The sequence below is a fragment of the Tunturiibacter gelidiferens genome, assembly GCF_014201335.1.
Taxonomy (GTDB): domain Bacteria; phylum Acidobacteriota; class Terriglobia; order Terriglobales; family Acidobacteriaceae; genus Edaphobacter; species Edaphobacter lichenicola_E.
On record NZ_JACHEB010000015.1, the window covers coordinates 110313 to 133828 of the forward strand.

A 23516-nucleotide genomic window follows, 5' to 3' on the forward strand; every position below is an offset into this window, starting at 1 on the left:
ACAGCTCCTCAGTAGACAGAAGCTGTTATGGCTTTGAGGCACTGGATCGGCCGGATCGTTTAGAGATTGCGCTCTTGGGCAATCGCGGAACGGCCTGAACGCCCGCCCAAAGCGTTGCGATCGTTTGGTCGACCACGAGAGCCTGGTCAGGCAAGTCGGGCACAGCCCCTTGGATAACCATCAGTGTGGCGAGACCAAAGATCGAAAACCACCAGGTGTGAGCTACCACTATGTCATCTCTGTTTGGCAATCGTTCTTCCTTGGCAACATCGAAAAAGAGCTGCACGAAACGCGCGAACAACGGCTCGCCAAGGTCGTTGATGTATTGTCCAGCGCGGACACCGTTGCGGTTCTCAGGCCCGAAAAAGACGTTACGGAACTGTTGTGGATGGGCAATGCAGAATTGAATCAATCCGCGTGAAGTCGCAAAAAGACGCTCTTTCGGTGCAAGATGCTTAGCGGCAATCGCGTCGAAGTTCTGAACCATCAGCTCGATCGTCTCGCTGCTCAACTCGGCAAGAATGTGCCATTTGTCGGGGAAATGCTGATAGATCACGGCGTGGGTATAGCCGATCTCTTTAGCGATCTCGCGAAGCGTCACGGCTTCGTAGCCGCGATCGGCAAACATTTTGCTGGCAGCCGCAAGGATTTCGCCCCGCAACCTCTCCTTGCGCTCGACCCGTCGACTTGGTGATGTGGATGTCACTTCAATAGCCTAATCCGTTTTGACGCTTTTTGCGACCAAATGTTGATTTGTATCCATTGGTATTAAAACCATCGATTATTTTGCGACCAATGGTTAGTTTTAGGGCTCTAATCGTCAGGTCGCTCATTTGGATGGGCGACCAAATACGAGGCAAAAGGAGAAAACGAGCATGTATTTAGTCATGGGCATTACGGGAAACGTTGGGGGCGCCACCGCGCGGCACCTGCTGAAGCAAGGCAAACAGGTGCGAGCACTTGTTCGCGATCGCGAGAAAGCGGCGAAGTGGGCAGACCAAGGCGTGGAGTTGGTGGAGGGAGACTGGAACGATGCGACAGCCATAGCGGCGGCGCTCAAAGGTGTTGAGGGTGCGTTTGTTATGTTGCCGGCTGTATGGGCGCCCTCGCCTGATTACAAAGAAGCAAAGGGCGTGATTGCGAACTATATCGAGGCGCTGAGCAAGGTAGTGCCCTCGCGGGTAGTAGCACTCTCGTCGATGGGCGCGAATAGAACAAGTGGGATAGGGATGATCACGGCCTTATCACTTTTGGAGCAAGGCTTTCGCAGCCTGCCCTCTCCGGTCGCATTTGTACGCGCAGGCGGCTTTTTCGAGAACTTTCTTTTCGGCTTACAGGCCGCCCAAGGCGGAACACTACCGGTCTTCTACAATCCTACGAACCGGAAATCGGCAATGGTCGCGTCAGACGACATCGGCGCAGAGGTGGCAACCCTTCTGGCTGGGCCGGCGTGGTCAGGCCATCGCGTCATCGAGCTGGGTTCGATGGTAAGCGCGGATGAAGTGGCCACACAATTGGGTGGAGTCCTGAAACTCGACGTAAAAGCCTTCGCACTCCCGCGTGCCGCCTGGGCGGATGCGTTTCAGCAGTTCGGCGTCCCGAAGGGCCACACTGGACCGGCCGAAGAAATGTTCGAAAGCATTAACGCGGGATGGATGGACCTCGGAGTCACGGGTACCGAGCACGTAGCGGGTACAACGTCCGCACGCGATGTGTTTGCGGCTGCACTGAATGCCGTCAAAGCATAAGTCCGGGGCAAGCTTAACCAGCCGGTTCCTTGGAAACTGCGGCGCTAACGTCAAAAAAGATTGAGCTCAAACATGAAATTTCTTGTTTGAGTGCAACGGGCAGAACCGGACGGCTGATCGTCCGGTTCCGCGCTGGCGAAAGGCCATCCCATCGTAACCGCAAGAAGAGGATCCTTTTACTATGAAAGCCGAACAAACAATAGATAAATCCGTGCAGTCAGGTCGAGCAACTCAAATAGCCGCGATGGTAACAACCGGTCTTGTCGCCTTCATGTGGGTGTACTTCGGAAGGTTATATCTCATTCACGATCCCGGCGAATGGAGGATCGCCAATCAGCAGCTCGGATACCCGCTTTATATCATCCCGTTGATTGGCGTAACCCACATCCTCGGTGGCGTGGGCCTTCTGATTCCCAATGTGCCTCGATTCACTGAGTGGGTCTATGCTGGTTTCGCGATCACCCTTTTACTCGCGTTCTATTCACAACTGAATGGCGGTGGCAGTACTTGGGATAAATTCGATCCGATTCTCGTCATGGCGTTCGTCTTCGCTTCGTATGTGTCGAGACGGTGCCTGCGCGCAAATAGGTGGTCGATATGAAGAACACGCTCAGCGCAGTTTGTTTTTTCCTGCGCGCCGCTGGCAGCACCGTCAGTCCTGCTAAACGCTCTTGTCGTCATCAGGGGAAGGTGCAGGAGGACGCCCACCTACTGGTACGGCAAAATCCGTAACGACATTGTAGAGCTCCTACAGGTTGGCGACAGTATTCACCCTGTGGTCCAAAGAGTCCTCTGCTTTCTCCAATTGTTGAGAAAACAAAATCAGAATCCCAATCTACTGTGGCTCGAAATCATGACATATCACAATCGATTCATTCCAATAATCAATGCCATAGCTTTGTGTCTCGCTCACAGAGATGAAGCATCTGATCTAGTTATGTTTGCCAAGATAGCGAGCCACATAACAAATGACGTAAATGATCACTTGTCACCTGTTAGCTGATCATTGCAAACATAGGACTTCCTCTATTCGTACTGTGGTCCGAAAGAGGAAAGCTGCATTCTTTCTTTAAAAACTGCATCCCTTTCTATAAGGGCCGCCAATGTTGGCTAGCCAACATTCCTTGGGTTCTTGGTACCTTAGTTAGGATTTAGACAGATGTCATCGAGGGTCGATTTAATATCTCTCACTTCAAAACCATTCAGGTTGGTGCATGAGTCTCAATTTGTTGTGATGATGCTTCAGCCTGGAACTATGAATCTCAGCATCGCCGGCCGTCCAACGGAACGGCTTGAATATATGGCAGGCGACATTGCTTTATGTCGTCGTCATGTTGTCGGGCTCGTCGAAAGCCCGGACCAAATGAAGAAACCTCGGTTCGAACTGTCTGATCTCCACCTAAACGAGGCTGCGGGCGAGGCGAATAGAGAGATCGAGTTGCATAGTATCCCTAAGCTCAAGGATCCTCGGATCAGAGCTCTGATGACTGCTGTCAATATCGAAAGAACATCTGGTTTCCCCAGTGGCCAATTATTTCTTCAATCTATTGAAATGGCATTGGCAGCAGTTTTAGTACGAACTTACTCTCTTTCAGTGAAAGCCTGGCGTCCAATCAAAGGTGGGCTTAGCGACGTTGGTCGTCGTAATGTCATAGACCTTGTCCGATCAAGAATCAGCGAAGATATAAGCCTCGCCGACATGGCAGCAGTCACGGGTCTGAGCGTTACTCACTTTTCTCACATCTTCAAAAAGTCGATGGGTGAAAGCCCACACCAATTCGTATTGCAACAAAGAGTGCAGTGCGCCAAAGAGTTGCTCGTATCGTTGAATCTACGAATGATCGATATCGCTCTGGCTTTTGGTTTCAAAACGCAACAACACTTTGCTCGGATATTTCGAAAGGTGTGTGGTCTAAGTCCTACAGAATACCAGCGACTCAAACTGAGCAGACGGTTGCGAGATTCGTATGTCAGGTCTTCTGCAAGTTCTACATGTTGAGGTGGTATGCGAGGACGGTCCAGGATTAGAGGCTTGAACAGGAGAGTGTCAGCCACACAGATCGGTTACCCGGTAGTATTCGTCGAAGTTCGTCGCGAAAGGACAGAAACAATGCATAACATGAAGAAGTTTATCCTCACTCTATTCGTTCTTAGCCTGGTGGGCACGACAGCGCACGCACAAACAGTGGACACACTCCTGACGAAGAAGCTACCCGACGCGCCGGGTAAAGAGATTCAAGTTATTACCGTCAATTACGCCCCGGGAGCTGTCGACGCGATCCACCGGCATGATGCACATGTGGTGGTATACGTTCTCGAAGGGGAAGTTGAGATGCAAGTTCGCGGAGGCACGCTTCAGCGGCTTGGTCCGGGACAGGTCTTCTACGAATCGCCTGAAGACGTTCACACTGTGGGCCGTAATGCGAGCAAGACCAAACCCGCGAAGTTCATCGTATTTTTCATCAAGAACGAAGGAGCACCAATTCTCATTCCTGCCCACTAGCTTCGGAGGTCGTGGATTGCAGCTCTCCAGATAGACGTCTTGTTTGAAGCAATATTGCTTATGTGGAGGTTCGTATGAATTCGAAAACTTTGCACGCCGCCGAAACTTGGACAATCTGTCTAAGTCGATCACGAAGTTAAGCGAGCACAAGACCGCAAACGACACTACGTCCCGATAGCGAGACCACAACTAATTCAACGAGTTCCACGGAGTGAAGCAATGGCAGATATGAAAGCAATGGAGTTTGCAGGCAAACTGAACCTGCAGCCGGTGAGGCGTCCGGTACCCGAGCCACAAGCGGGCGAAATCTTGATTCAGGTTTCCGCCGTCGGAGTGACCCCTACAGAGAAGCTTTGGTATCCCACCAGCCACTATGCGGACGGTACAGCCCGATCGAAGGCAATTCCTGGACATGAATTCTCAGGCACAGTTGCTGGGTTAGGCGCGGGGGCACTTGGCTATAGCCTGGGAGACGCTGTTTTCGGCCTGAACGATTGGTTCGCAGAGGGTGCTACGGCCGAGTTCTGCATAACAAAACCATCGAATCTTTCTCCGAAGCCATCTTCTCTGTCCCACATCGAAGCGGCCTCAGCTCCGATTGGCTTGCTGAGGCATGGCAGGGACTTCATGTCCGGGCAAAATTGCAGAAAGGCGAGCGGGTTCTTATACACGGAGGGGCTGGGGCGGTGGGACTTTTCGCGGTTCAACTTGCAAAATCGCAGGGAGCGTATGTGATTGCCACGTCGTCCAAGGCAAACATCGATTTTGTAAAGCAGCTTGGAGCTAATGAGGTCATCGATTATCGGGAGCGCCGTTTTGAAGAGGCAGGCGTAGTCTATGTAATCTTCGACACCGTGGGTGGAGAAACCTTGGACAGATCCTGGGGTCTTCTCAAGCGGAGTGGTAGGCTGGTCACGATTGCTGCAGACGCAGAAGCCAGTACCGATTCACGAGTAAAGAGTGGTTTTTTCATCGTCGAACAGGATGGAGAACAATTAGCTTCCTTGGGCAAGCTCTTCGATTCCGGGGAATTGAAAGCTTTTGTCAAAGCTGAGCTGCCGATGGAAGAAGCAGACCATGCTTATGATGGCTCGATTGCTGGCAATCCCGGAAAGCTAATCATCCGGACGAAATAGTTCCGTCCGCCGCAATACTCGATACAAACTACAGTAATAGACACGAATAATGCGGAGGGGTGAGTTAAGTTGAACTTAAGGTCACAGTTTATAGAGACCTGTCGGCTTTTGAGGTTACCGCCGATGGCGTGAATACACACCGGCCTGAAGTTAGCTACGCATTCAACTACACCCAAACCACGAGCGAGTGGGCTGTGGCACCCATGGAGTTTACCCGGAATAAATCCGATGCGGAACTGTTATATGAAGAATGGAAAATTGAAGTGAGCACCCAGACGACCTCGAAACCCGACATTCTCGCTAAGATTGAAGTCTACAAACGACAGGAAATTCTCCTCGCCAAGCAAAAAACTTCCGTCGAGGCGATGCGAAAGTTGGCTCGACAAGCGCCGACCCCGCGGGGCTTTGCGGCCGCTATCGAAAGTCATCTTTCCTCGGGTCGTCCTACGCTGATCGCCGAGATCAAGAAAGCAAGTCCGTCAAAAGGACTGATTCGTCCGGACTTCGATCCTCCCGCCTTAGCGCGTGCTTATGTCGAAGGAGGAGCCAGCTGTCTTTCGGTTCTAACCGATGAACCATCCTTCCAGGGCCATCTGGATTACCTTCGTCTTGCGCGCGACGCTTCAGGCCTGCCCGTCTTGCGTAAGGACTTTCTCTTTGAGCCCTACCAGGTCGATGAAGCCCGCGTCTGCGGTGCCGATTGCGTTCTTATCATTATGGCCAGCGTCAATGATGCTGAGGCTCGTGAACTGGTGCATGCGGCCCATGATCTTGGAATGGTGTCTTGGTCGAGGTGCATAACGAGCAGGAGCTAGAGCGTGCGCTCCCACTCGAAACGAAGCTCGTCGACATCAATAATCGCGATCTGCGTACCTTCGAAGTTTCGCTGGGTACGACCGAGGAATTAGCAGCTCAAATTCCAAAGGGCCGGGTCATTGTTAGCGAAAGCGGCATATCAAATCACGCAGACATCCTGCGACTCTCTGCCTCCGGGGCCCGAACCTTTCTTGCTCGTGATGTGAAGATCTGAGTGATACCTCATGAGTAATTGAAAATGGAGAAAGTAAGTTGTCGATCAAGCAGTGTAATGCGGGACCAGATTTGGTCGGGACACTGAAGATGAACGAACAAGTTTTAAAGCGCAGCCTACAGGAACGCCACATTCGTCTGATGGCTTTGGGATCGACCACAGGAGTGGGTTTGTTGTTAGGTTCGGCGACCGCGATCGACCTCGCGGGTCCGGCACTTCTCATCTCTTACATCGTCGGTGGCTCGACGATATTCATCATCTTGCGCGCGTTGGGCGAAATGGCTGTACATAAACCGGTCGCCGGTTCATTCAGTCGATACGCCCATAATTATTTAGGCCCACTTCCTGGTTACCTGACCGGCTGGAACTATTGGTTCATGTGGCTGGTAACTTGCATCGCTTCATTGTTTTGTCATTTGGGCGACTTCGGAGGCGGATCACGAAACGAATACGATAGATTTAAAATCATGAATGGCTAATGTCGATTGTTCAATCGTGCGGGATTCGAAGCAAGATGAGACTCAAGTTTGTTTGGCAGAGATGTCATCCCTCATCAGAGCAGTCTCACATCCTATCTAAGTTCATAGAGACAAATACGAACGGCACATTCAAAGCGCCGCACTTCAGATTTTCTTGACCCAACCAAGCAAAAGCTCGAGTCCGTTAGCTCGAATCATCTGGTCGCCGTGTTGTAAGTCATGCGCGCGATGCCGTGCGTCCCTGTGCCGTACTGTGACAACGACATTTGTAATGAGTGCTTGGATCGAGCACAGAGCGGTAGGGAAGTGAAGACCTTTCTGAAGTTGAGCAATGCATGGGCTGCCATTCGATGGAAGATGATGATCATCTTCTCGTTCTTCAGCATCGTGTCAGTGGCGATGATCACGTGTTTCTCTATTGCGCTGATGAATGTCGTGATACGACGAGAAAGCGCCTTTCTGATTGAGGAACGGATCAAGGTGATTGTTGAGAGCCGCAAGGGAATCATAGATCCCGTCCTGAACAGGATTGACGGATGGGAGTATGCATCCAGTGCAGCCCTCTTTTCGCTCTTCACGGAGTACATGAAAGCATCGTGGCCGGGCAGTCAAACTGTCGTGAGCATGCTGCCTCTGGAGGAGCCGATCCGAAGATGGGCTTCATCCCAGCATTTATTCGTATGCAGATGTTGGACAAGCGCATGGCACGCGCCATTCAGCATAAGAACTGAGAATGCGATCCGCTGTACTAGTAACCATAAGTGCCCTTGTGTCCACGAATGGAGTAGGTTGGTCGGCCATCCGGAAGTTGCCGGTCCTCTATACCCATTTGGTGCTAGATCGACTACTCAGTGAGTGCCTCTGGCGGCAACCTGCTTGAGCAAAGCCTTATTCTGCACGGCCCATTCGCAGAGCAATGCGACGGCTTCGGCGAACTTGTTGCCTGCTGGCGTGAGGCTGTAGTCAACATGAGGGGGGACAACTGGATGAATCAGTCGGTTGAGCAGTCCGCGTTTCTCCAACTTCCGTAGCGTCTGAGTGAGCATCTTTTTGGAGATGTCTGGGATCGAACGCTGCAGCTCGTTGAAACGACGGGTGCGGCCTCTGATGCAAAAAAGGACGATTGGGGTCCATCGGCGATGATCTGCAACACCTGTCTGGCTGGGTACTGCGGATCGTAAAGCGGTTCTGCGACGTCCGATCGGATCTTTGTTTTCATAGTCCTTCGACAGTCACCATTTAGTAACGACTTGTTTGTTAGTTACTTGGTCTCTAGAGTAATGAAGACGTGCGGAGCGCCCTTTATGAAGGATGTCTTGGAGACAGGTACACAGCACACAAATTCGTTGGTGGTTGATATGGTGTCCGATTTGATTTGTCCATGGTGCTTTGTGGCGAAGCGGCGGGTAGAGAAAGCGGCCGCGATCCTGGGGCAAAGGGTTGAGATGCCTTGGCTTCCCTTCGAGCTGAATGCCGATATGCCAGTCAATGGCCTCGACCGGCGAGTGTACCGCTCGGCGAAGTTCGGCAGTTGGGAGCCTGCAACCCATGGTCATCATGGGAAGCCTCATTGGTGCGGCGTTCTTTTATTTCCAGAAGGGTCCGGCCTTTCCCCTGATCGCTACCACCCCCGTGTGGAAGATGCTGCTGGTCATGTTCGTGGGTTGCACCCTGCTTCCTCTCCCGACCTCGATGGACATCCGGGGCTGGAATGAGATGCAGCCACTCGATGGCCCGGCCTGGTCGCTCTTCTTTGAGTACATCGCCAACATCCTCTACGCGCTTGGCCTGCGTAAGCTCTCAAAGAGAGCCCTCAGCGTGTTCGTCTTCCTGGCAGCCATTCTTCTCATTCAGCTCGCCGTCTTTGGGCAGCGTGGAGACCTCATTGGTGGCTGGGCTTTTAGCGCAAAGGAGCTGCACGTCGGCTTCTCCCGGCTTCTGTTCCCTTTTTTCGCAGGGATTCTGCTCAGTCGACTCGGAGCGCGCATCCAGTTTAGGGGTGCGTTCGGCATCTCCAGCCTGCTCCTGCTTGTTGCACTGTCGCTTCCGCGGTTCGGAGGTACACAGTACCACTGGATGAATGGCCTTTACGAAGCGTTCTGCGTCATCCTTCTCTTCCCGATCATTGTGGCCATCGGTGCCGGCGAGAAGCGTGTTGACGGTCCATCGATTCGAGTGGCGCGGTTTTTCGGAGACTTATCCTATCCGCTCTACATCACACACTATCCATTGATCTACATCTACACTCAGTGGGTCGTACGCGATAAACCAACCGGAGCTCAGGGCGTCCTCCCAGCACTTCTGGTCGCGATCGCGGCCATCACGATTGCGTATACCAGCCTGAAGCTTTACGACGAGCCTGTACGGAAATGGTTAAGCAGAAGGTTCCTTGCAAAGCAAGGCCGAGTCTAGAGCCTGTTCTTAACTTGCATCCAGGTAGTTACTTTGCTGGCGAGGTATCTTTGCAGAGCCTTGGAGTATGGGTGAAGCAAAGAAGTCGGCGGCTACCCGAGTGCTGTGACGGATGAGGATTGGGCCTTTGTGCTGCCGTATCTGCTGTTGCTGGCAACAAGCTCGTTCTGCGGGTGCAGAAGGTGCTCTGAATGTTTCAGACAGGTGCGGGATTAGCCACCGAAGAACCCGATGCTGTCTCCTTCGGTAGAGCGTGCACGGGAAGTACAATCTCCCTCGGCGTTTTGTTTCCTTATTTCGCATGCAATGGAGTCCGGCTCATCCTGATTTCCAATACGATGTTTGGCGATCTGCGATTTCATTTCATGAAGATCCAAGACGCTCCCGCCTTTCGGGTTTATGAAGGGCTAGCGGCCTTACCAAACTAGCGCACATTGCCTAGGCAGTATGCCTCTCAGGATGCTGACGGAGGCGGAGATTCAGGACGCTTTTGGGGACACTCCCATTACGCAGCTGCATGGCGACGCTATGAGATCTGCATCTTGCCATCTCCGTGATGCAAGGTGAATCTGACGGATTACAAGGGAACACGCTGGCTGTGCACTCCGGATAGAAGGCTGCGGTGCAGGAACTTGATCTCGGGAAGATCAGTCTGCTTGATACGGATGGCAGGCCTCTTTGCGAAGTACTTTATTAGCAGCTGGCTGTTTATCTCACTGTCCCAATTTAGTTATTGCTCACATCAGTAGAGGAGTAACTGCGTAGAAAGTATAGTCTCGCAAGAGATTACTTCACGTTGTGATGACGTGCATCTCCAACTCGCGAAACATCCAAGAATGAATCGTGCGATGGATGCATCGCTTTCTTAAATAGAGCAAGGTCACATGACATTCGGAATGTTGTAACCTTTTCAGTCGTTACCTCTCCAACAACTGCGCGCATAAATGAACTAAACCAAATTTTTCACTTGAAGCATTCGGTAGAGTTCGTCGACTGCGCGCAATTCGGTCGACACAAGGGGTAAGTGATGAGCAGAGTAACTCGAAGCCTATTAATGATCATGGTTGGAATTGGAGCGGCGTCTCCAGTTCTTTGCGCTGCGCAGGGCAACAACACTGGCGCGGTCTTCATCATGACGAACGATGCCAAGAAGAATCAGGTCATTGCGTATGAGCGTGCTGCCAATGGCACGCTCTCAGAACCTGTCTACCACGACACCAACGGCCGCGGCAGTGGCGGCACTACCGACCCACTCGAATCACAAGGTTCTCTCACCCTTAGCCAGGATCACTCCTTACTCTTCGCGGTCAACGCGGGAAGCGGTACGGTCTCTGTCTTCAGCGTTCACAAAGCTAACCTTACCTTCCTCAATAAGACACCCTCTGAAGGAGTACAGCCTTCCGCGGTCGCGGAGAGCGGTGGCCTGATCTATGTCCTCAACAGCGGCGGACCCGGCAGCGTAGTAGGATTCCACCTCGACTTCGGCGGACAGCTCAAGGAGATCCAGAACTCAACGCAGTTTCTCACCGGGACCACCAGCGGCGGAGCATCGCTGTCCTTTAGCCCCGATGGACAGTTCCTTCTCGTTACAGAGCGCGTCACCAACAATCTCGATGCCTTCCACGTCGAGGCCGACGGCAGGCTCTCGCCAATCATCGTGAACGCAAATCCAGCTCCCGGTACCTTCACCGTCAACTACGCTCCGAATAACTTCGCTATCGTCTCCGAGACCGGACCCGCAGGCGGGAACAACGCATCCGGGATCTCCTCCTATAAGGTCAATGCGAACGGCACCCTGACCGCTGTCACCCAAAGCCTCCCCACTTTCGCCTCTGGCAACTGCTGGAATCGATCACGCCTGATGGAACCAAGGTCTATGTCTCCAATTCCGCGAGCAACGACATCTCAGGCTTCAACATTGGCAAAGACGGAAAGCTAACTCCTATCGGCAGCACAGTCGTAGGCAGCATCCCGTCCGGCAGCCACAACGTGGACATCGCGGTCTCCGTCAACGGCAAGTACCTCTACACCATCAACTCGCAATCTGGGAACGTCTCCACGTTTGCGATTAACGAAGATGGATCTCTCACCAACCTCGGTCAGGCGGGCAATTTGCCCAAGAGCGTCGGCTTCAACGGTATCGCCGCACTCTAAGCAGTTACCAGCGGGCTACGGGTCTATCTGTAGCCCGCAATTTATTGACTTGTATTTCTTGCCGTGTTACGGAATATTCATGTAACCCGAAGAAGCTGTCCGTGTCATACCACGCAGCACGAATACGACATTACTGGAGCGATACATGGACAGGTTTGCGATATTGGCGTTGTTGAATGCCCGGCCCGGCAAAGAAGATGAAGTGGAAGAGTTTTTGAAGTCAGCTCAACCCCTGGTTGCAGAAGAGACAGGAACGACGTCCTGGTACGCGATCAAGATCGGTCCCGCATCCTTCGGCATCTTCGATACCTTTGTCGACGAAGAGGGAAGAACTGCGCACGTCAGTGGTGCTGTGGCCAAAGCACTCTTTGCCAGGGCTGAAGAGCTGTTCGCAACGGCTCCTCAAATCGAGATGGCTTCGATTCTTGCGTCCAAGACACCCAACGACTAGTCGAGAGCTTCTCCTCACTGAGGAGAGGGCACGAATGGATCTGCAAAGCTAGTTAAGTGCTACTTCTCGGATGGTGCGCGAGAAGATTCCACCCCACGTCATGCCTACGATCGAAGCTGCGACCGAAGCCCAAGGTTGCGGGATTATCAGATGCTGCACTTCAGCCTGGACGGTCGATGCCTGACTTTGAGTTGCCGGACGCCAACGGAAAGATCGTAAGGAGTGCGGAGCCGCATGCCGCTGGTCCACTGCTTATCATGTTTTACCGGGGTCATTGGTGCCTATTTTGCAATCTCACGGTCAAGGCGATGCAGGAGCGTCACTTCGAGATCGTGAGCAGTGGAGCCAAGTTGGTTGCGATCTCGTCACAGACTCCGGACGATTCCTTGACCACGACGGAGAAGCATGGGCTGGTCTTTCCTGTGCTATCCGACAGCGGCAACGTGGTTGCTCGAGCGTTTGGAATCGTCTTCAGGCTGGACGATGGGCTCAAGGCAGGAGTCTTTTTGGAGTTGACATTCCTGCATTCAATGGGGACAACTCTTCTGAACTTCCATTGCCCGCTACATTTCTGATAGGCGCGGACGGGATTGTCCTGAAGTCTTTCGTCGAGGTCGACTATATGAAGCGACTTTCGCCGGAGACCGCAGTCGCGTGGCTCCACGAGAGCTAGCCAAGCTGTATGGCGGAACTTGTGTTCGTGCGCTTGTTTCACTGCATCGTTTTTCGTGCGTTTTGACGTCTCTATGTGTTCATGGTCGTGCTGATATTGGCGTGACGCATTAGGCCCTTCTGCATTCCTGCATTTGCTCCAGATTCTTCGAGTAAACCACGATAGGAGTGTCTGAAGGCGTACCAGCCAAGCCCCTTGATGCCGATGCGTTCTCCTGCGGGTTTGAGATGCAGCTTTTTGGATCATTCCCGCGTGATAGCCACCAGTGAGAGGGGAAGGGAACACAAGGCCCGTCCTTTTGCCCTGTCTCTCCTGCCACTTTAAGAGGGTGGCAGCAAGCTCTCCATCCAAAGGAACGCACGCTCGATAACCCCGCACTGCGCGAGAAACTCCTTGAATTGGCACACCTGAAATGAGGCGCAGTTACAGGATCAGGCTTTTTTTGCAGCCTGCGCGTCCTCAGCTACGGATGCTTTGCCGACTGCCTTTTTCTTGCCGCAGACCTAGACAAGGCAAGTCCTACCGCTTCCTCTACTGCATTCTCGGTTAAGCCGTTCTTCACAGCTTTTCTGACCGCTTTTTCAACCTTCTTCGCGGCCTTCTTCTTTGCCTTATCATTCTATCGTCGTTATTTGCATGACCCTTTCCATAACACTATTGAAATTCGCTGTTGCCAAGTCTCTTTTTACGAAGCCGTTCAAAGATCACGAAGCAGTTTGCAATACAATTTGCCACCACACTTATTTGGCGGAATCGCTAATACCCACATAAACTGACTGATCCTGGTCGGCTCTTAGAGGTCTTCGTTGAAGAGTCACGGCTTGTCACCGTTGCCAGAGCGTCCGAACATCCTTGATCCAGCGCTCTTGGCGCCTCACGATACATGATGGCAAGCGCTTCTTCGTGCCCTAGCGGTCGTCGATAAGGCCGTTGAGATGAAAGCGCATCATATATATCCGCGACCGTCAGAATTCTGGCAGGCAATGGAAGCTCGGAAGCGTTCAATCCGCACGGATATCCTGATCCATCCAGTTTTTCGTGATGGGTGACGGCAATAGCGGAGATCTCGTCAAATCCGGGGATCATATCGAGGATCTCTTTTGTGTAACTGGGGTGCCGATGGATGTCTTTCCACTCGTCCAAAGTAAGAGCTTCCGATTTTTCAAGAACAGGGTACCGGACGCCGATCTTCCCAATGTCATGAACCAACGCCGCCCGCTGAAGGAGTTTGATCTTCTTCCGGTCAAGTCCCATGAGTTTGCTATCGAGACCGCGACCCTCGCCACCCCGACAGAGTGCGCAATGAAGCCAGCAGAGTTTGAATCGGCTATCAGCGCGAACGCGAGACATATACCATCGATAGTGAGTCTCTTGTCGGAGAAATCGCGATGCCGAGGCTCTAACGCAATAACATGAGATAACAGTTCGGATGAAGTGAGCTCATCCCAAACCACCATGGGAATTTCCGACGAAGATAGCGAGAGAATTGTATCTGAAACGATGGAAGTTGTTGGAACAACAGGGGCGCGTTACGGAGATTGCCCATGCGCAGCAGCGTATCGCGGCGATTGCGCGAAGCTATGCTGCCAACCGGACAACACCATCGTCGTCTCGCCCGACAACGCCTCGCGCCGCGTTCGGATATGACCGGAGCCGACCGTACCTGGGCCGCTCGCTATGCCGTGAATGACGTACTCTACTATCCGCGCGGCAGTCAGGACATCGGCATTGAAAAACAAGGCTATACGAAGGTCATTGCGACCCAACCCAAAGACAACCTGCTGACCATTCAGAAAGAGGACGGAACAACGGCCACCTACAACCCTGCGCGGTTATACGGCGTGACGGTTTACCGCGAGTTGGAACGGGAGTTTGCTGTTGGCGACCGTTTGAGCTTCACCGCGCCGTCCAAAGAGCTGGGCGTTGCCAACCGCGACCTTGGCACCGTGCAACGCATCGACAAAGACGGCCAGCTCTCCGTAAAGATGGACAACGGCAAAGCGGTCAGCTTCGATGCCAACCAGATGCGGCACTTCGATCACGGCTACGCGGTCACCAGTCATAGTTCCCAGGGACTCACGGCGGAACGTGTCATGGTGAACCTCGATAGCCACGTTCATGCAGACCTCATTAAGATGTTTGCCAGCCACATCAACACAGCTGGGGCGACCATTGCGACGGGCTCAGAAACAGAAGATAGCTGAGCCAGTTGTACTCGTAGAAGAATCGCGAGTAAACGTCGCTCCAACCGGCAAGAAGGCAGACCTTCCGCTTGTTGATCCGCAGTCAGTCACATTCGCTATGCCCACCCCCGCAATATTCACCGCAACCGCCCGTAGCGGCAGACTGCCTGTAAGAGGGCAAACGGTTTAGCTTCATGGTCAGGGACATAACACGAGGATTGTCGTGACAGACATCAGCCACAAATTCGTCACGGAAGGCGCTACAGCCGAACGTGCGATCGGAGAGAATGGTTGGGTCGGACTGAGTTCTGCCCGAAAGATTTACATGCGGACCTTTGTCGGCGATGATGAGTTTGTTCAAGTGGAAGGCGTTGTAAACAGGCGGCGCATGAACGTATAGGAAGCGGCCCAAATCGGTGATCGTTTCATTCTTCAATGTGACCCTGACAACCCGTTCCAACTCTGTCCCTGACAACGCATTGTATTTTGGGGATCGCGGAGGTTGGACTTTCTGGGGTATGGCGTGCGCGATCGTCGTTTTATTCCTGTATTTACTAGCGAAATATTTTTAAAGGGTCGTGCGAGTGCATTCAGATCTTGGCTAGAATAGTGGTCACGTACCTTCAATTCCCTTATAAGTTGGAGCGCATCGTCAGCAAAAAGCAGAGCTTGTGGACTCGACAGGGGCATGTCGCCTTTGATAATTTCGAGTTCAACAACCATCTTGGCAAGCGCTTCTCCTAAGAGGTCCACCTGTTCGCGCAGGATCTCAGAATCGACGCCGTCTTTCCGCGTGGAGCGGGCGGCAGACCGGATAAGGGTGTAAAAGGTAGCAAAGAACCGTTTCGCTACTTTCCGTTTCAGTCCTACTCGTCGCCCGTTCCCTTTGTCCTCGTAGGGACAACCGTTCGGACTTAGGATGTCTCGGTCCTCGTCAATGAATGAAACAAGCGCCTTCGCGGCTTGCAGTCTGGGACGTTCCAACAGAATTTGTTCGTCTTGCATCAAAATTCCTAGTCTGATTGACCTATCGGCTGGAGATGTTAGGGCGTGAACCTTCCGCTCCGCCTTAGAAATAGATCTTTGCTGCCACTTCACCCTCTCTTGCCGCGTTCAACGTAGAACTGATCGTTCCTGCTGACGTCGCCTCGATATTTGTTGCTGGAGCCGCAAAGGTTGTGTGATTGAAGATGTTGTAGAACGATGCCCGGAGTTCGAGTGCTTTCGACTCGGAAAAGCGGAACGATTTGATCAGCGAAGTGTCGAACTGGACCAAACCATCGGCTCGCAGCGTGTTAATGCCGCCATTACCGTAGGTATATTGCGCAGGAACGGCGAAGGCATCGGCGCCACTTGGCCGAAAAGTGTGGCAGGCAGAGTTGTGCGAGTCGTAGAACCAGCAGTTGACGTTGCGGACCAAGACAGGTTGTCCGACAACATTTGGCCGCTGGCTGCCTACCCCTGTGTTCGCCTGGTCGCCGCTGATGGTCGGGGTAAACGGTAACCCAGACTGCAGCGTCGCGATGTTTGAGAGATTCCAGCCCCCGACGATGACGTTCGCCCAACCGGGCATCTCCGAAAAGAATGTACGGCCGCGGCCGAATGGAAGCTCATAGAGGGCGCTTGCGACGAAGTTGTGCTTCAGGTCGTAGCTGCACACGCCGTAGTAGTTGATCAGAGGCGTGTCCTCGCGCACAACGGTCGTATAAGTTCCATCCGTCAGGCACTTCGCGTAGGTGTACGAAACGAGAAAGGTAGCGCCGTGCAAATCGCGCGCCTCGAACTTTGTTTGTAGCGAATTGTAGTTCCCGTTGCCGGCGAACTTCGAGTAGCTGATGGTGCCCCACTGTGGCCGTTCTCGACGATTTTGTACAGCTCCGGGTCCCGGGTTCGGATCGTTGATCTGAAATGCCTGTTGCATATGCGTGGTCTTGTTCCCTACATAAGCGACGTCGAGCGACACCTTACTTCCGAATTGATGTTGTACCGCGGCGTTCCACTCTTGAATACTTGTGTTCTGCGCAGCGAGGGCCATGGAGGTTACGCTGGGCGTAGAGCAGGAATTGGCGACATAGCCGAAGGCGCAGACCGCGCCAGACGTGTTCGGCGCTACCACAGGCTGACCCTGATAAAAGTCAGCCAGCGTGAAGGTCGGAATCGACGTCGTGTTGTTCAACGACTGCGATGCGATGAATGGCACCGTATTCTGCGTATTGTTGATGGCATTATCGTCTGGGAACAGGAAGAACAAGCCATAACCGCCGCGCAGGACAGTATTGGTTGTGGGGCTGTAAGCGAACCCGAGGCGCGGTCCAACGTCAAAGTAAGCTGATTTACGAATGGATTTCGGGAGCCCCATATCCTCTGCGTACTCAAAGCGGTCGGAGAAATCTGCGACTAGTTGGGGCGTGAGCGGCTGCGCATTGATGGAGAAGTCTCGTGGCAAAACGAGTTTGCCATTGGTCAAATCGAAACCCGTAATCTGGCCCTTATCCCCCGAGTTATAAAAGGGGTTGATCTCCCACCGCAGGCCGGCATTGATGGTCAGATTCGACTTTGCATGAAAGTTATCTTGCGCATAGAACGATTGGAAGTTTCCGGCATTTCCCCAGAGACTGCGAAAGCTGCTGCGAGATGCGCTGCGCGGATAACCCATCAGGAAGTCGGCCATATTGTCGCCCGAGTAATTTCCATTGAAATTGAAGGTTCCCGTGGAGTTGTTCCCCGCCACAAAGGTATTCGTGTTGTGGAAGAGCTCGTACCCAAAACGGACGTCGTGTTTTCCGCTCGCATACGTCACGTGGTCGGCGTACTGCCAGGAGCGAATCTTGTTCTGTTTGGGATAGCTGTTGTTGGCTTGACCGTTGTAGTTGGAATAATTCGAGATGGTAACGCTTGGAAACCCTTCGGTGTTTTCAGGTGCTAATCCTTGCAAGCCAGAGATCCCCGCGGCAGCGTTGATGTCCTGGCCCTGCAACGAACTGGTGAAGAGAAAGTAGCTGCGATAGTAGGACACCTGAAGCTCATTGATCCACTTGGAATTGAAGACGTGTGTCTCTCGGAAGAGCGCATCCTGACCGAGGCTGCTGAGTGGAAACCCACCCATCGCCGGATACGCGTTGGGGTCGGTCTCGTGGCTGTCCGAGATGGAGTAGCGCCCGGTCAGATGATCCGCTTGCGTGAGTTGGTGGTCGATGCGAATATCACCCTGGTCCAATTGCTGTTTCAGTTTGTTGGTGAGGATGGCTCGGCCAATGCCGTTTGATACGACATTGGCGTGCGGCATGTACTGCAGGAGGTAGGCGGCCTGGGGCACAGGGGTAAACGTGTTGGGTCCTCGTCCGTCGTTTGCGATCGCGCCGGTGAGCGGATTGCGAATGGTCACCCCTGGCGCTCCGGAGAAGTCACCTGTACGTTCGGCATCGGTTGCAACGATGCTGTTGAAGTTCTGCGCGAGGGTGTAGAGAGTGCTTTGCGCGTCAACAAAAAAGAATGTCTTGTCTCGCCAGATCGGCCCTCCCACCGCAAGTCCGAACTGGTTGCGGTGCAGCGCCTGATTGCGTGCGTTGGATCCTACAGGAGGCACGAAAAAGTAGTTTTTCGCATCAAGCGCATTGTTGCGCAGAAACTCATATACGGTGCCATGAAATTTATTGGTGCCGCTCTTGAGCGTGGCGTTCACAATGGTGGGGCTGTGACCATATTCCGCGCCCATATTGCTCGATTCCACTTTGAACTCATCGAGCGCATCGACGTTCGGCTGAATGATGGTGCCGCCAAGTTGGAACTCGGTGATGTTTGCTCCGTCAAGATACCAGCCGGTCCAGGATGGAGACAGTCCATTGACGTTGACATTGACCGCGCTTGCGCGAATCGACGTTCCGCCGGTGGCGATATTCTGACCACCTTGTATGAAGCTGACACCGGGCGTTAATTGCGTAAGCTGCCAAAAGGTGCGGCCGTTGAGCGGCATGTTCTGTACGGTCTGGGTATCGATGACCTGGCCGACAGACGAAGAGGCCTGGTTGAGTAGCGGTGCTTGATCTGCAATGACGGTGACCTTATCGCTCACACTGCCTATGTGCAAAACAGGGTTGATGGTCGCACGCTCCGCGACCTGTATCTCTGTGTCGGCAATCTCAGCTGGCGCGAAACCCTCGCGTCTGACCGCGACGGAGTAGTGCCCAATCTGCAGATTGGGAATGGTGAATTCGCCATTGCTACCCGTCGTAACTGTGCGCGCTTCTCCGGTGCCGAGATCTGTCGCTGTGACCGTTGCACCGGGGATGGCCGCACCGGAGTCGTCCGTCGCCGTGCCCACGATGGTGCCCGTGTTGGTTTGAGATATCGCCAGCGGTACCGCGAGAGCTCCGAGAAAGAATAGGGCCGATCCTAGAAGAACTTTTACTTTTGTCATACGCATAGTGCTTTACCTCTCTCGAATTCCTGGTGTTGCGACCGATGTCAGCAATGTCATGGCTATTCCTGTCTCAGACCCACAGCAGCGGCTGACGTATCGGGTAGTTACGAATGATCTCTTTGTCAGTTGGCTCGGGATTTAGAGTCTTCCAAAGCGTGATGTATTCCTCGTGCCGGCACGCCAGCCCGGCGAAGAGTAATCCTGGCGAACGTACGGGCAGAGCATCGAAGTGCTCGACATCCTTTGCGTAGGGCCACTTCGCTTTGTCTTTCAGATAGGGGTAAAGGAACTCCGCGGCTTTGCAGAGGCCACGCCCATCAGGCAGGGCGAAGGTTGTAAGGTCAGTACCAGATCCTTTCAGCGACTGTGCCAGTCCAGCCATCACGTCGAAGTTGAAGATGGAGTAACTGTAAGGTTTGGTGCGCGCTAGCTCTTTCGGGAATGAGCCGTCCTTGCCGAGCTGATCCGGGAGAAGCGCTCCGATGAACCACTGCCGGATCTCGTCGCGCGTTTGTTCGTCGCCAGTCAGCCGGGCAAACTCCGAAGCCTGCAAGGCCCAGCAGGTGGCATGGTTGTTCAGAGTCGTGCGCTCCTGCTTGCCCTTCTCGCTGTTCTCCATCCAACTTAGGTACTCACGAAACCATTGCTTGACGCTCTGCAGGTCGGCTGCGGAGAGGGCCTCGGGGCCAAGGAAGCTGGCAGCTCGCGCAACCTCAACCAGGTGGAGTGTGTCGATGATGCCGTAGTTGCGACCCGTGGATACGCCATGCACACCCTGGGAGTACTCGAGGTTTGGATTCATCCTCGTCTCCGGCGTCACGAACCAGGCGCGCAGATGGTCCCCGGCTCGTTTCGCGTAGCGACGGTCTTTCGTCAGGAGCCATGCCGCGGTAAGAGCAGGCATTCGAACCGAAAGATCGATCATTACCTTGCGGTGGTCATTGAAGTTCTCCGGGTTGCTTTGTCCATCCCGGTTGATGTACGGCCCATCGGAGTTCTTTGGGTTGGGCCAGAAGTAGTCTGCCTGAGAGAAGAAGTCGTGGGGTCCGCCTGGACTCTTGGGGGACCGTAACGCGGTGATTGTCACCGGCTCCATCGGCAGATATTCCTTGGCTGCTTTGAGAATTCGACCCCTATCTCTTTGAGCGACCATTACGTAAGCTGCCGACTCGCCTGCAGCCCAGGCTGACCTTGCCCGTCCAACTACGATCGTGCCCGCCACGGCGGCACAAAACTCTCTTCGATTGAATGCCATTATTCCAGCCTGTTTGAGATAGCCACTGCAGAGATGGTCCTTTAGCGGCGGACACCACACTTCACCTTGAAAGGTGCAATCGGCAAGTAACTCACCGTTTGTCCCATTTTTGGATCGTTGTTAGCCCCAGAAAACGTTTGTCCCAAATCCGCAAGCTGTTGAAAGCATTACTTTGCCTATCCGCGTCCGCTATACTTTGGACGACTCAATGATCCACCCCCCTCCAGTACGCGAACGTTGGATACCGACCTCACCCGAGGAGCATTCTGAAGTTCTGCATGAGCTGGAGAGCGTGCTGGCAAGTCCGCAATTCTGCAACAGCAAGCGCTACCCGGCTCTGCTGCGCTACGTTGTCGAGCAGACACTACTTGGGCATGGGGATGAGATCAAGGAACGGACTGTTGGCATTGATGTCTTTGGTCGGGCGCCTGACTATGACACTAATTTAGACACGATCGTCCGCTACACAGCTGGCGAAGTGCGCAAACGACTATCTCTTCACTATCACGAGGTAGAGACACCAATCCAGATAAGCCTAACGGCCAGGTCGTATCGGCCGGAGTTCCTGCGCATGGTGGAAGCCCCAGTCTCCGAGGGGGACGGTGCCGACGCCAAGTCGGTCGTGGACGCGCTATCTATAGATAACACTCGAACTGTACTGATCAAACCGAGACGTACGCTGGAATGGGTGGTCGTAACTTCCTGTGTCATCCTGCTTATTCTCGTCGGACTGCGTTCCTGGAACATTATGCGGACCGATGCGGTGGGACGGTTCTGGTCCCCAATTCTTGACCAGAAGACACCTACGGTCATCAGTTTGGGCGGGGTCATCTTCTCACCGCGCTCCAATATCGGCACCGAGGTCGCGACAGACCCTGCAAACCTCAATCCCTATCTGTCCTTTGAAAACGGACTGGCGATGGGTAGGGTCGCAGCTCTGATCAATGCGCGTGGGGGCGTCTATCGGGTGCAACCGTCCTCCTACACGACACTGGCGCAGATACGAGAGAGCCCTACGGTTCTAGTGGGTGCGTATAACAACGATTGGACCCGCAGGCTGGTCGCACCGTTGCGATTCCACTTTGCGCAACATCCTGACGAAAGCATCGTGGACGCTGATGATCCTAAGAAAGTCTGGGAACGCGACCGCTCGAAGCCGTTCAGTGATAGTCCCGACTATGCGCTTGTGGCGAGGTTCCGCAATCCCTCAACGGACAGTATGGTTGTTGCCATCGCGGGTCTCCAACGCTTCGGCACGGATGCAGCGTCACAGTTTGCAACGTCTCCTGATCTGCTCGAGCATTTCAATCGGCAGGTGGGATGGAACTGGCGCGACAAGAATGTTGAGGTTGTGCTTCGTGTCGATGTGGTGAATGGACGTGTCGGAGCTCCAATTGTGGTAGCCACTCACGTATGGTGAGTCTTGAATGGCTCGTAGGCTATCCTGGGAGGCATACACCCGAATGCCGCTACTTGAATATGGAAGTAGCGGCATTGTGTTGAGCGGGAGGCAGGCTGGCTAATGGAGCGGCGGGTTGGCGCGTTGGGCAAGGTCGAGCGCCTGCTGAGGGAACCACGCACCTGCTATCGGATCGTCGAGTCCCCAGAGCGGATCGAAGATCGCCTGTTGCGCGGCGGTGGTGGGCCATCCGGCGGGTTCATAGACGCCGTAGTCCCATGCTCGTGCGCCACCAGCAGAGTCGCAGGTGCCGTCGGACTGGCCAGGAGTCTTAACCCATAGGTAAGCGTCCAGCAGGGCAATGCCCGTCTTCGCTGTCGGGGGAGCACCCAGACCACGGGCAGGTGGGTTGCACCAGCCTCCGTTGTTCAGGGTCGTTATCACGGATGAGGGCTGGTTGTAAGGCGGGTTGGCGTAGCTGGCTGCGTTGAAGGGGCCTTGTCCATTGCGGCTCGTGTCGATGACGAAGTGAGTGCTCGGGACTGCGCTGCCCATGTTCTGCTGAAACCACTCGTCGGTGTAAACCCAGGTGGTAATGTCGTCGGGGTTCACCGTGCCGAGCGGAGAGTAATACTGGCTCGCACAGTAGGAGTAGTTGCCGAGGCGCCAGCCACCATCGGCAGGATTCATACCGAAGGCGATGCAGGATGAGACCCAGGTGTCGAACTTCGACTCGTAGGTAGAGAGGTTGTAGTTCGAGACGTTGGAGAAGAAACCTTGGGCCTGTTGAACGCCTGCGGTGATCAAGCGCTGAGTAATGACAGGAACGGCCTGCCAATGGGCGTTGCCGCCGTCAATGTACACACTGGTCTGAGGCTGCTGCTCAAGCCGAGTGATGGCGTAGTTGATCTGGGCATAGCGATTGGAGACGGCTTGCGGGATATCCACGACGGTGGGATCGTATCCGCAGTCGCTGGGAAGGTCGGCGATGGCGTCAGGCTCCAGCACGATGACGACCTCTTGATTGCCAACGGCGCCGGCGATGGCGTCGATCCAGGCTTCGTAGTCGGCCGTATTCTCGGCGCCGCCTGCGGAGTAGCTTCCGCAGTCACGGCCGGGAATGTTGTAAAGAACGAAGACTGGAATTGCCCGTTGAAAGTTGGCTTGGCGCAGTGTACTCGTAACGGTAGTGGCAGTTTGTGCTGGAGTATTGCCCGTGAGCCAGACAGCCTGCGGGGTGGCCTCCATTTCAGCGATCAGGAGAGCGTTTTTGAGTTGGAACTTCTCGAGCAGCCCGACAGCCTGTTGAATGGAGCCATCAGCAGGTTGTGGGACAAAGAAGCGGGTGTTCGGGGGAAGGGTCTTGTCTGCCGGCGTCTGGGCGTATGCCTGGATTGCCGGAGAGGCGATCAAAAGCAGAGCGGCTGCTGCGAATGCTCTGACGCTAATCTTGCAAATGAAGCGATGGCGCATGGTGAGCCTCCCGAGTTGTATTGGCAAGCGCGCGTGCGATCGACACCTTTCGACGAACGTGAGAGGTTCAATCGCCGTGCAGTGAATCAACTTATTGATCCTCGACTCTTGTTGTCAATGGGATAAACGACTCGAAGTCGCTGCAGTATAGAGCGACAGCATTCTTCAGGTCGTTCCATATCGTCTCCTCCTCGGCAGCA

The 23516-nt window shown here is 53.8% G+C and carries 23 protein-coding genes and 2 pseudogenes; 17 read left to right on the forward strand and 8 right to left on the reverse strand.

The window, feature by feature from the left end:
• Window positions 1-25: 25 nt before the first annotated feature.
• Window positions 26-706, reverse strand: coding sequence for a TetR/AcrR family transcriptional regulator (locus HDF14_RS24250; protein WP_313899680.1), 681 nt, complete (start codon window positions 704-706; stop codon window positions 26-28).
• A gap of 169 nt (window positions 707-875) precedes the next feature.
• Here HDF14_RS24250 and HDF14_RS24255 point away from each other — a divergent pair, with 169 nt between their 5' ends.
• The 8 genes and pseudogenes from HDF14_RS24255 (at window position 876) to HDF14_RS24285 (ending at window position 6896) form a co-directional block, all read left to right on the forward strand.
• Window positions 876-1748, forward strand: a complete 873-nt coding sequence (locus tag HDF14_RS24255) for an NmrA family NAD(P)-binding protein (protein WP_183981337.1) — start codon at window positions 876-878, stop codon at window positions 1746-1748.
• A gap of 181 nt (window positions 1749-1929) precedes the next feature.
• A complete protein-coding gene (locus tag HDF14_RS24260) occupies window positions 1930-2349 on the forward strand; it encodes a DoxX family protein (RefSeq protein WP_183981338.1) in 420 nt (139 codons plus the stop codon).
• A gap of 654 nt (window positions 2350-3003) precedes the next feature.
• Window positions 3004-3747, forward strand: a complete 744-nt coding sequence (locus tag HDF14_RS24265) for a helix-turn-helix domain-containing protein (RefSeq protein WP_183981339.1) — start codon at window positions 3004-3006, stop codon at window positions 3745-3747.
• Window positions 3748-3858: 111 nt separating this feature from the next.
• Entirely contained in the window at window positions 3859-4251 is a 393-nt protein-coding gene (locus tag HDF14_RS24270; RefSeq protein ID WP_183981340.1) for a cupin domain-containing protein, read from the forward strand.
• A 219-nt stretch (window positions 4252-4470) separates the two neighbouring features.
• Window positions 4471-4986: an alcohol dehydrogenase catalytic domain-containing protein gene (locus HDF14_RS26970; RefSeq protein WP_260698554.1), complete on the forward strand. Its 516-nt coding sequence runs from the start codon at window positions 4471-4473 to the stop codon at window positions 4984-4986.
• Window positions 4983-5387 carry a zinc-binding dehydrogenase gene (locus HDF14_RS26975; protein WP_313899681.1) on the forward strand — a complete coding sequence of 135 codons (405 nt, stop codon included), beginning with the start codon at window positions 4983-4985 and terminating at the stop codon, window positions 5385-5387. Before HDF14_RS26970 ends, HDF14_RS26975 begins: the two co-directional genes overlap by 4 nt.
• A gap of 203 nt (window positions 5388-5590) precedes the next feature.
• Window positions 5591-6417: pseudogene (gene trpC / locus HDF14_RS24280) on the forward strand (indole-3-glycerol phosphate synthase TrpC).
• Window positions 6418-6455: 38 nt separating this feature from the next.
• Window positions 6456-6896: an amino acid permease gene (locus tag HDF14_RS24285; protein WP_221304865.1), complete on the forward strand. Its 441-nt coding sequence runs from the start codon at window positions 6456-6458 to the stop codon at window positions 6894-6896.
• A 194-nt stretch (window positions 6897-7090) separates the two neighbouring features.
• Here the strand turns inward: HDF14_RS24285 and HDF14_RS24290 are convergent, their stop codons facing one another.
• Window positions 7091-7405 carry a hypothetical protein gene (locus HDF14_RS24290; protein WP_183981341.1) on the reverse strand — a complete coding sequence of 105 codons (315 nt, stop codon included), beginning with the start codon at window positions 7403-7405 and terminating at the stop codon, window positions 7091-7093.
• A 339-nt stretch (window positions 7406-7744) separates the two neighbouring features.
• Window positions 7745-8128 (reverse strand): winged helix-turn-helix transcriptional regulator, encoded by a 384-nt coding sequence (locus tag HDF14_RS24295; RefSeq protein WP_183981376.1) that lies wholly within the window; start codon window positions 8126-8128, stop codon window positions 7745-7747.
• Window positions 8129-8254: 126 nt separating this feature from the next.
• On the opposite strand from HDF14_RS24295, the pseudogene HDF14_RS27770 reads away from it, so the two are divergent.
• The 6 genes and pseudogenes from HDF14_RS27770 to HDF14_RS24320 form a co-directional block, all read left to right on the forward strand.
• Window positions 8255-8389: pseudogene (locus HDF14_RS27770) on the forward strand (DsbA family oxidoreductase); the annotation flags it as partial.
• A gap of 55 nt (window positions 8390-8444) precedes the next feature.
• Window positions 8445-9308, forward strand: a complete 864-nt coding sequence (locus tag HDF14_RS24305; protein WP_260698556.1) for an acyltransferase family protein — start codon at window positions 8445-8447, stop codon at window positions 9306-9308.
• Window positions 9309-10335: 1027 nt separating this feature from the next.
• Window positions 10336-11247 (forward strand): lactonase family protein, encoded by a 912-nt coding sequence (locus tag HDF14_RS24310; protein WP_260698557.1) that lies wholly within the window; start codon window positions 10336-10338, stop codon window positions 11245-11247.
• Window positions 11211-11462: a beta-propeller fold lactonase family protein gene (locus HDF14_RS26980; RefSeq protein ID WP_313899684.1), complete on the forward strand. Its 252-nt coding sequence runs from the start codon at window positions 11211-11213 to the stop codon at window positions 11460-11462. The genes HDF14_RS24310 and HDF14_RS26980 overlap by 37 nt, the downstream gene beginning before the upstream one ends.
• 145 nt (window positions 11463-11607) lie before the next feature.
• Complete coding sequence (locus tag HDF14_RS24315; protein WP_183981343.1) at window positions 11608-11913, forward strand: putative quinol monooxygenase; 306 nt, start codon at window positions 11608-11610, stop codon at window positions 11911-11913.
• A gap of 56 nt (window positions 11914-11969) precedes the next feature.
• On the forward strand, window positions 11970-12488 hold the full coding sequence (locus HDF14_RS24320) for a peroxiredoxin-like family protein (protein ID WP_313899682.1): 519 nt from the start codon (window positions 11970-11972) through the stop codon (window positions 12486-12488).
• An 854-nt stretch (window positions 12489-13342) separates the two neighbouring features.
• Here HDF14_RS24320 and HDF14_RS24325 read toward each other — a convergent pair.
• Complete coding sequence (locus HDF14_RS24325; protein WP_183981344.1) at window positions 13343-13840, reverse strand: HD-GYP domain-containing protein; 498 nt, start codon at window positions 13838-13840, stop codon at window positions 13343-13345.
• Window positions 13841-14130: 290 nt separating this feature from the next.
• Here HDF14_RS24325 and HDF14_RS24330 point away from each other — a divergent pair, with 290 nt between their 5' ends.
• Window positions 14131-14790: a hypothetical protein gene (locus HDF14_RS24330; protein WP_183981345.1), complete on the forward strand. Its 660-nt coding sequence runs from the start codon at window positions 14131-14133 to the stop codon at window positions 14788-14790.
• 202 nt (window positions 14791-14992) lie between these two features.
• The gene (locus HDF14_RS24335; protein ID WP_183981346.1) at window positions 14993-15169 is read left to right on the forward strand and encodes a hypothetical protein; all 177 of its coding nucleotides are present in this window, start codon (window positions 14993-14995) and stop codon (window positions 15167-15169) included.
• A gap of 32 nt (window positions 15170-15201) precedes the next feature.
• Here the strand turns inward: HDF14_RS24335 and HDF14_RS24340 are convergent, their stop codons facing one another.
• From HDF14_RS24340 to HDF14_RS24350, 3 genes are all read right to left on the reverse strand, one after another.
• Complete coding sequence (locus HDF14_RS24340; RefSeq protein WP_183981347.1) at window positions 15202-15774, reverse strand: hypothetical protein; 573 nt, start codon at window positions 15772-15774, stop codon at window positions 15202-15204.
• A 64-nt stretch (window positions 15775-15838) separates the two neighbouring features.
• Window positions 15839-19186, reverse strand: coding sequence for a TonB-dependent receptor (locus tag HDF14_RS24345; protein ID WP_183981348.1), 3348 nt, complete (start codon window positions 19184-19186; stop codon window positions 15839-15841).
• 73 nt (window positions 19187-19259) lie between these two features.
• Complete coding sequence (locus tag HDF14_RS24350) at window positions 19260-20444, reverse strand: alginate lyase family protein (protein WP_183981349.1); 1185 nt, start codon at window positions 20442-20444, stop codon at window positions 19260-19262.
• A gap of 208 nt (window positions 20445-20652) precedes the next feature.
• Here HDF14_RS24350 and HDF14_RS24355 point away from each other — a divergent pair, with 208 nt between their 5' ends.
• A complete protein-coding gene (locus HDF14_RS24355) occupies window positions 20653-21864 on the forward strand; it encodes a hypothetical protein (protein ID WP_183981350.1) in 1212 nt (403 codons plus the stop codon).
• A gap of 99 nt (window positions 21865-21963) precedes the next feature.
• Here the strand turns inward: HDF14_RS24355 and HDF14_RS24360 are convergent, their stop codons facing one another.
• Window positions 21964-23316, reverse strand: coding sequence for a glycoside hydrolase family 6 protein (locus HDF14_RS24360; RefSeq protein WP_183981351.1), 1353 nt, complete (start codon window positions 23314-23316; stop codon window positions 21964-21966).
• Window positions 23317-23516: the final 200 nt, after the last annotated feature.

Coding starts and splice junctions, on each gene's coding strand:
- HDF14_RS24255 (WP_183981337.1), top strand. CDS start 876: ATGTATTTAGTCATGGGCATTACGGGAAACGTTGGGGGCGCCACCGCG.
- HDF14_RS24260 (WP_183981338.1), top strand. CDS start 1,930: ATGAAAGCCGAACAAACAATAGATAAATCCGTGCAGTCAGGTCGAGCA.
- HDF14_RS24265 (WP_183981339.1), top strand. CDS start 3,004: ATGAATCTCAGCATCGCCGGCCGTCCAACGGAACGGCTTGAATATATG.
- HDF14_RS24270 (WP_183981340.1), top strand. CDS start 3,859: ATGCATAACATGAAGAAGTTTATCCTCACTCTATTCGTTCTTAGCCTG.
- HDF14_RS26970 (WP_260698554.1), top strand. CDS start 4,471: ATGGCAGATATGAAAGCAATGGAGTTTGCAGGCAAACTGAACCTGCAG.
- HDF14_RS24290 (WP_183981341.1), bottom strand. CDS start 7,405: ATGATTCCCTTGCGGCTCTCAACAATCACCTTGATCCGTTCCTCAATC.
- HDF14_RS24305 (WP_260698556.1), top strand. CDS start 8,445: ATGGTCATCATGGGAAGCCTCATTGGTGCGGCGTTCTTTTATTTCCAG.
- HDF14_RS24310 (WP_260698557.1), top strand. CDS start 10,336: ATGAGCAGAGTAACTCGAAGCCTATTAATGATCATGGTTGGAATTGGA.
- HDF14_RS24315 (WP_183981343.1), top strand. CDS start 11,608: ATGGACAGGTTTGCGATATTGGCGTTGTTGAATGCCCGGCCCGGCAAA.
- HDF14_RS24325 (WP_183981344.1), bottom strand. CDS start 13,840: ATGGGACTTGACCGGAAGAAGATCAAACTCCTTCAGCGGGCGGCGTTG.
- HDF14_RS24330 (WP_183981345.1), top strand. CDS start 14,131: ATGCGCAGCAGCGTATCGCGGCGATTGCGCGAAGCTATGCTGCCAACC.
- HDF14_RS24340 (WP_183981347.1), bottom strand. CDS start 15,774: ATGCAAGACGAACAAATTCTGTTGGAACGTCCCAGACTGCAAGCCGCG.
- HDF14_RS24345 (WP_183981348.1), bottom strand. CDS start 19,186: ATGACAAAAGTAAAAGTTCTTCTAGGATCGGCCCTATTCTTTCTCGGA.
- HDF14_RS24350 (WP_183981349.1), bottom strand. CDS start 20,444: ATGGCATTCAATCGAAGAGAGTTTTGTGCCGCCGTGGCGGGCACGATC.
- HDF14_RS24355 (WP_183981350.1), top strand. CDS start 20,653: ATGATCCACCCCCCTCCAGTACGCGAACGTTGGATACCGACCTCACCC.
- HDF14_RS24360 (WP_183981351.1), bottom strand. CDS start 23,316: ATGCGCCATCGCTTCATTTGCAAGATTAGCGTCAGAGCATTCGCAGCA.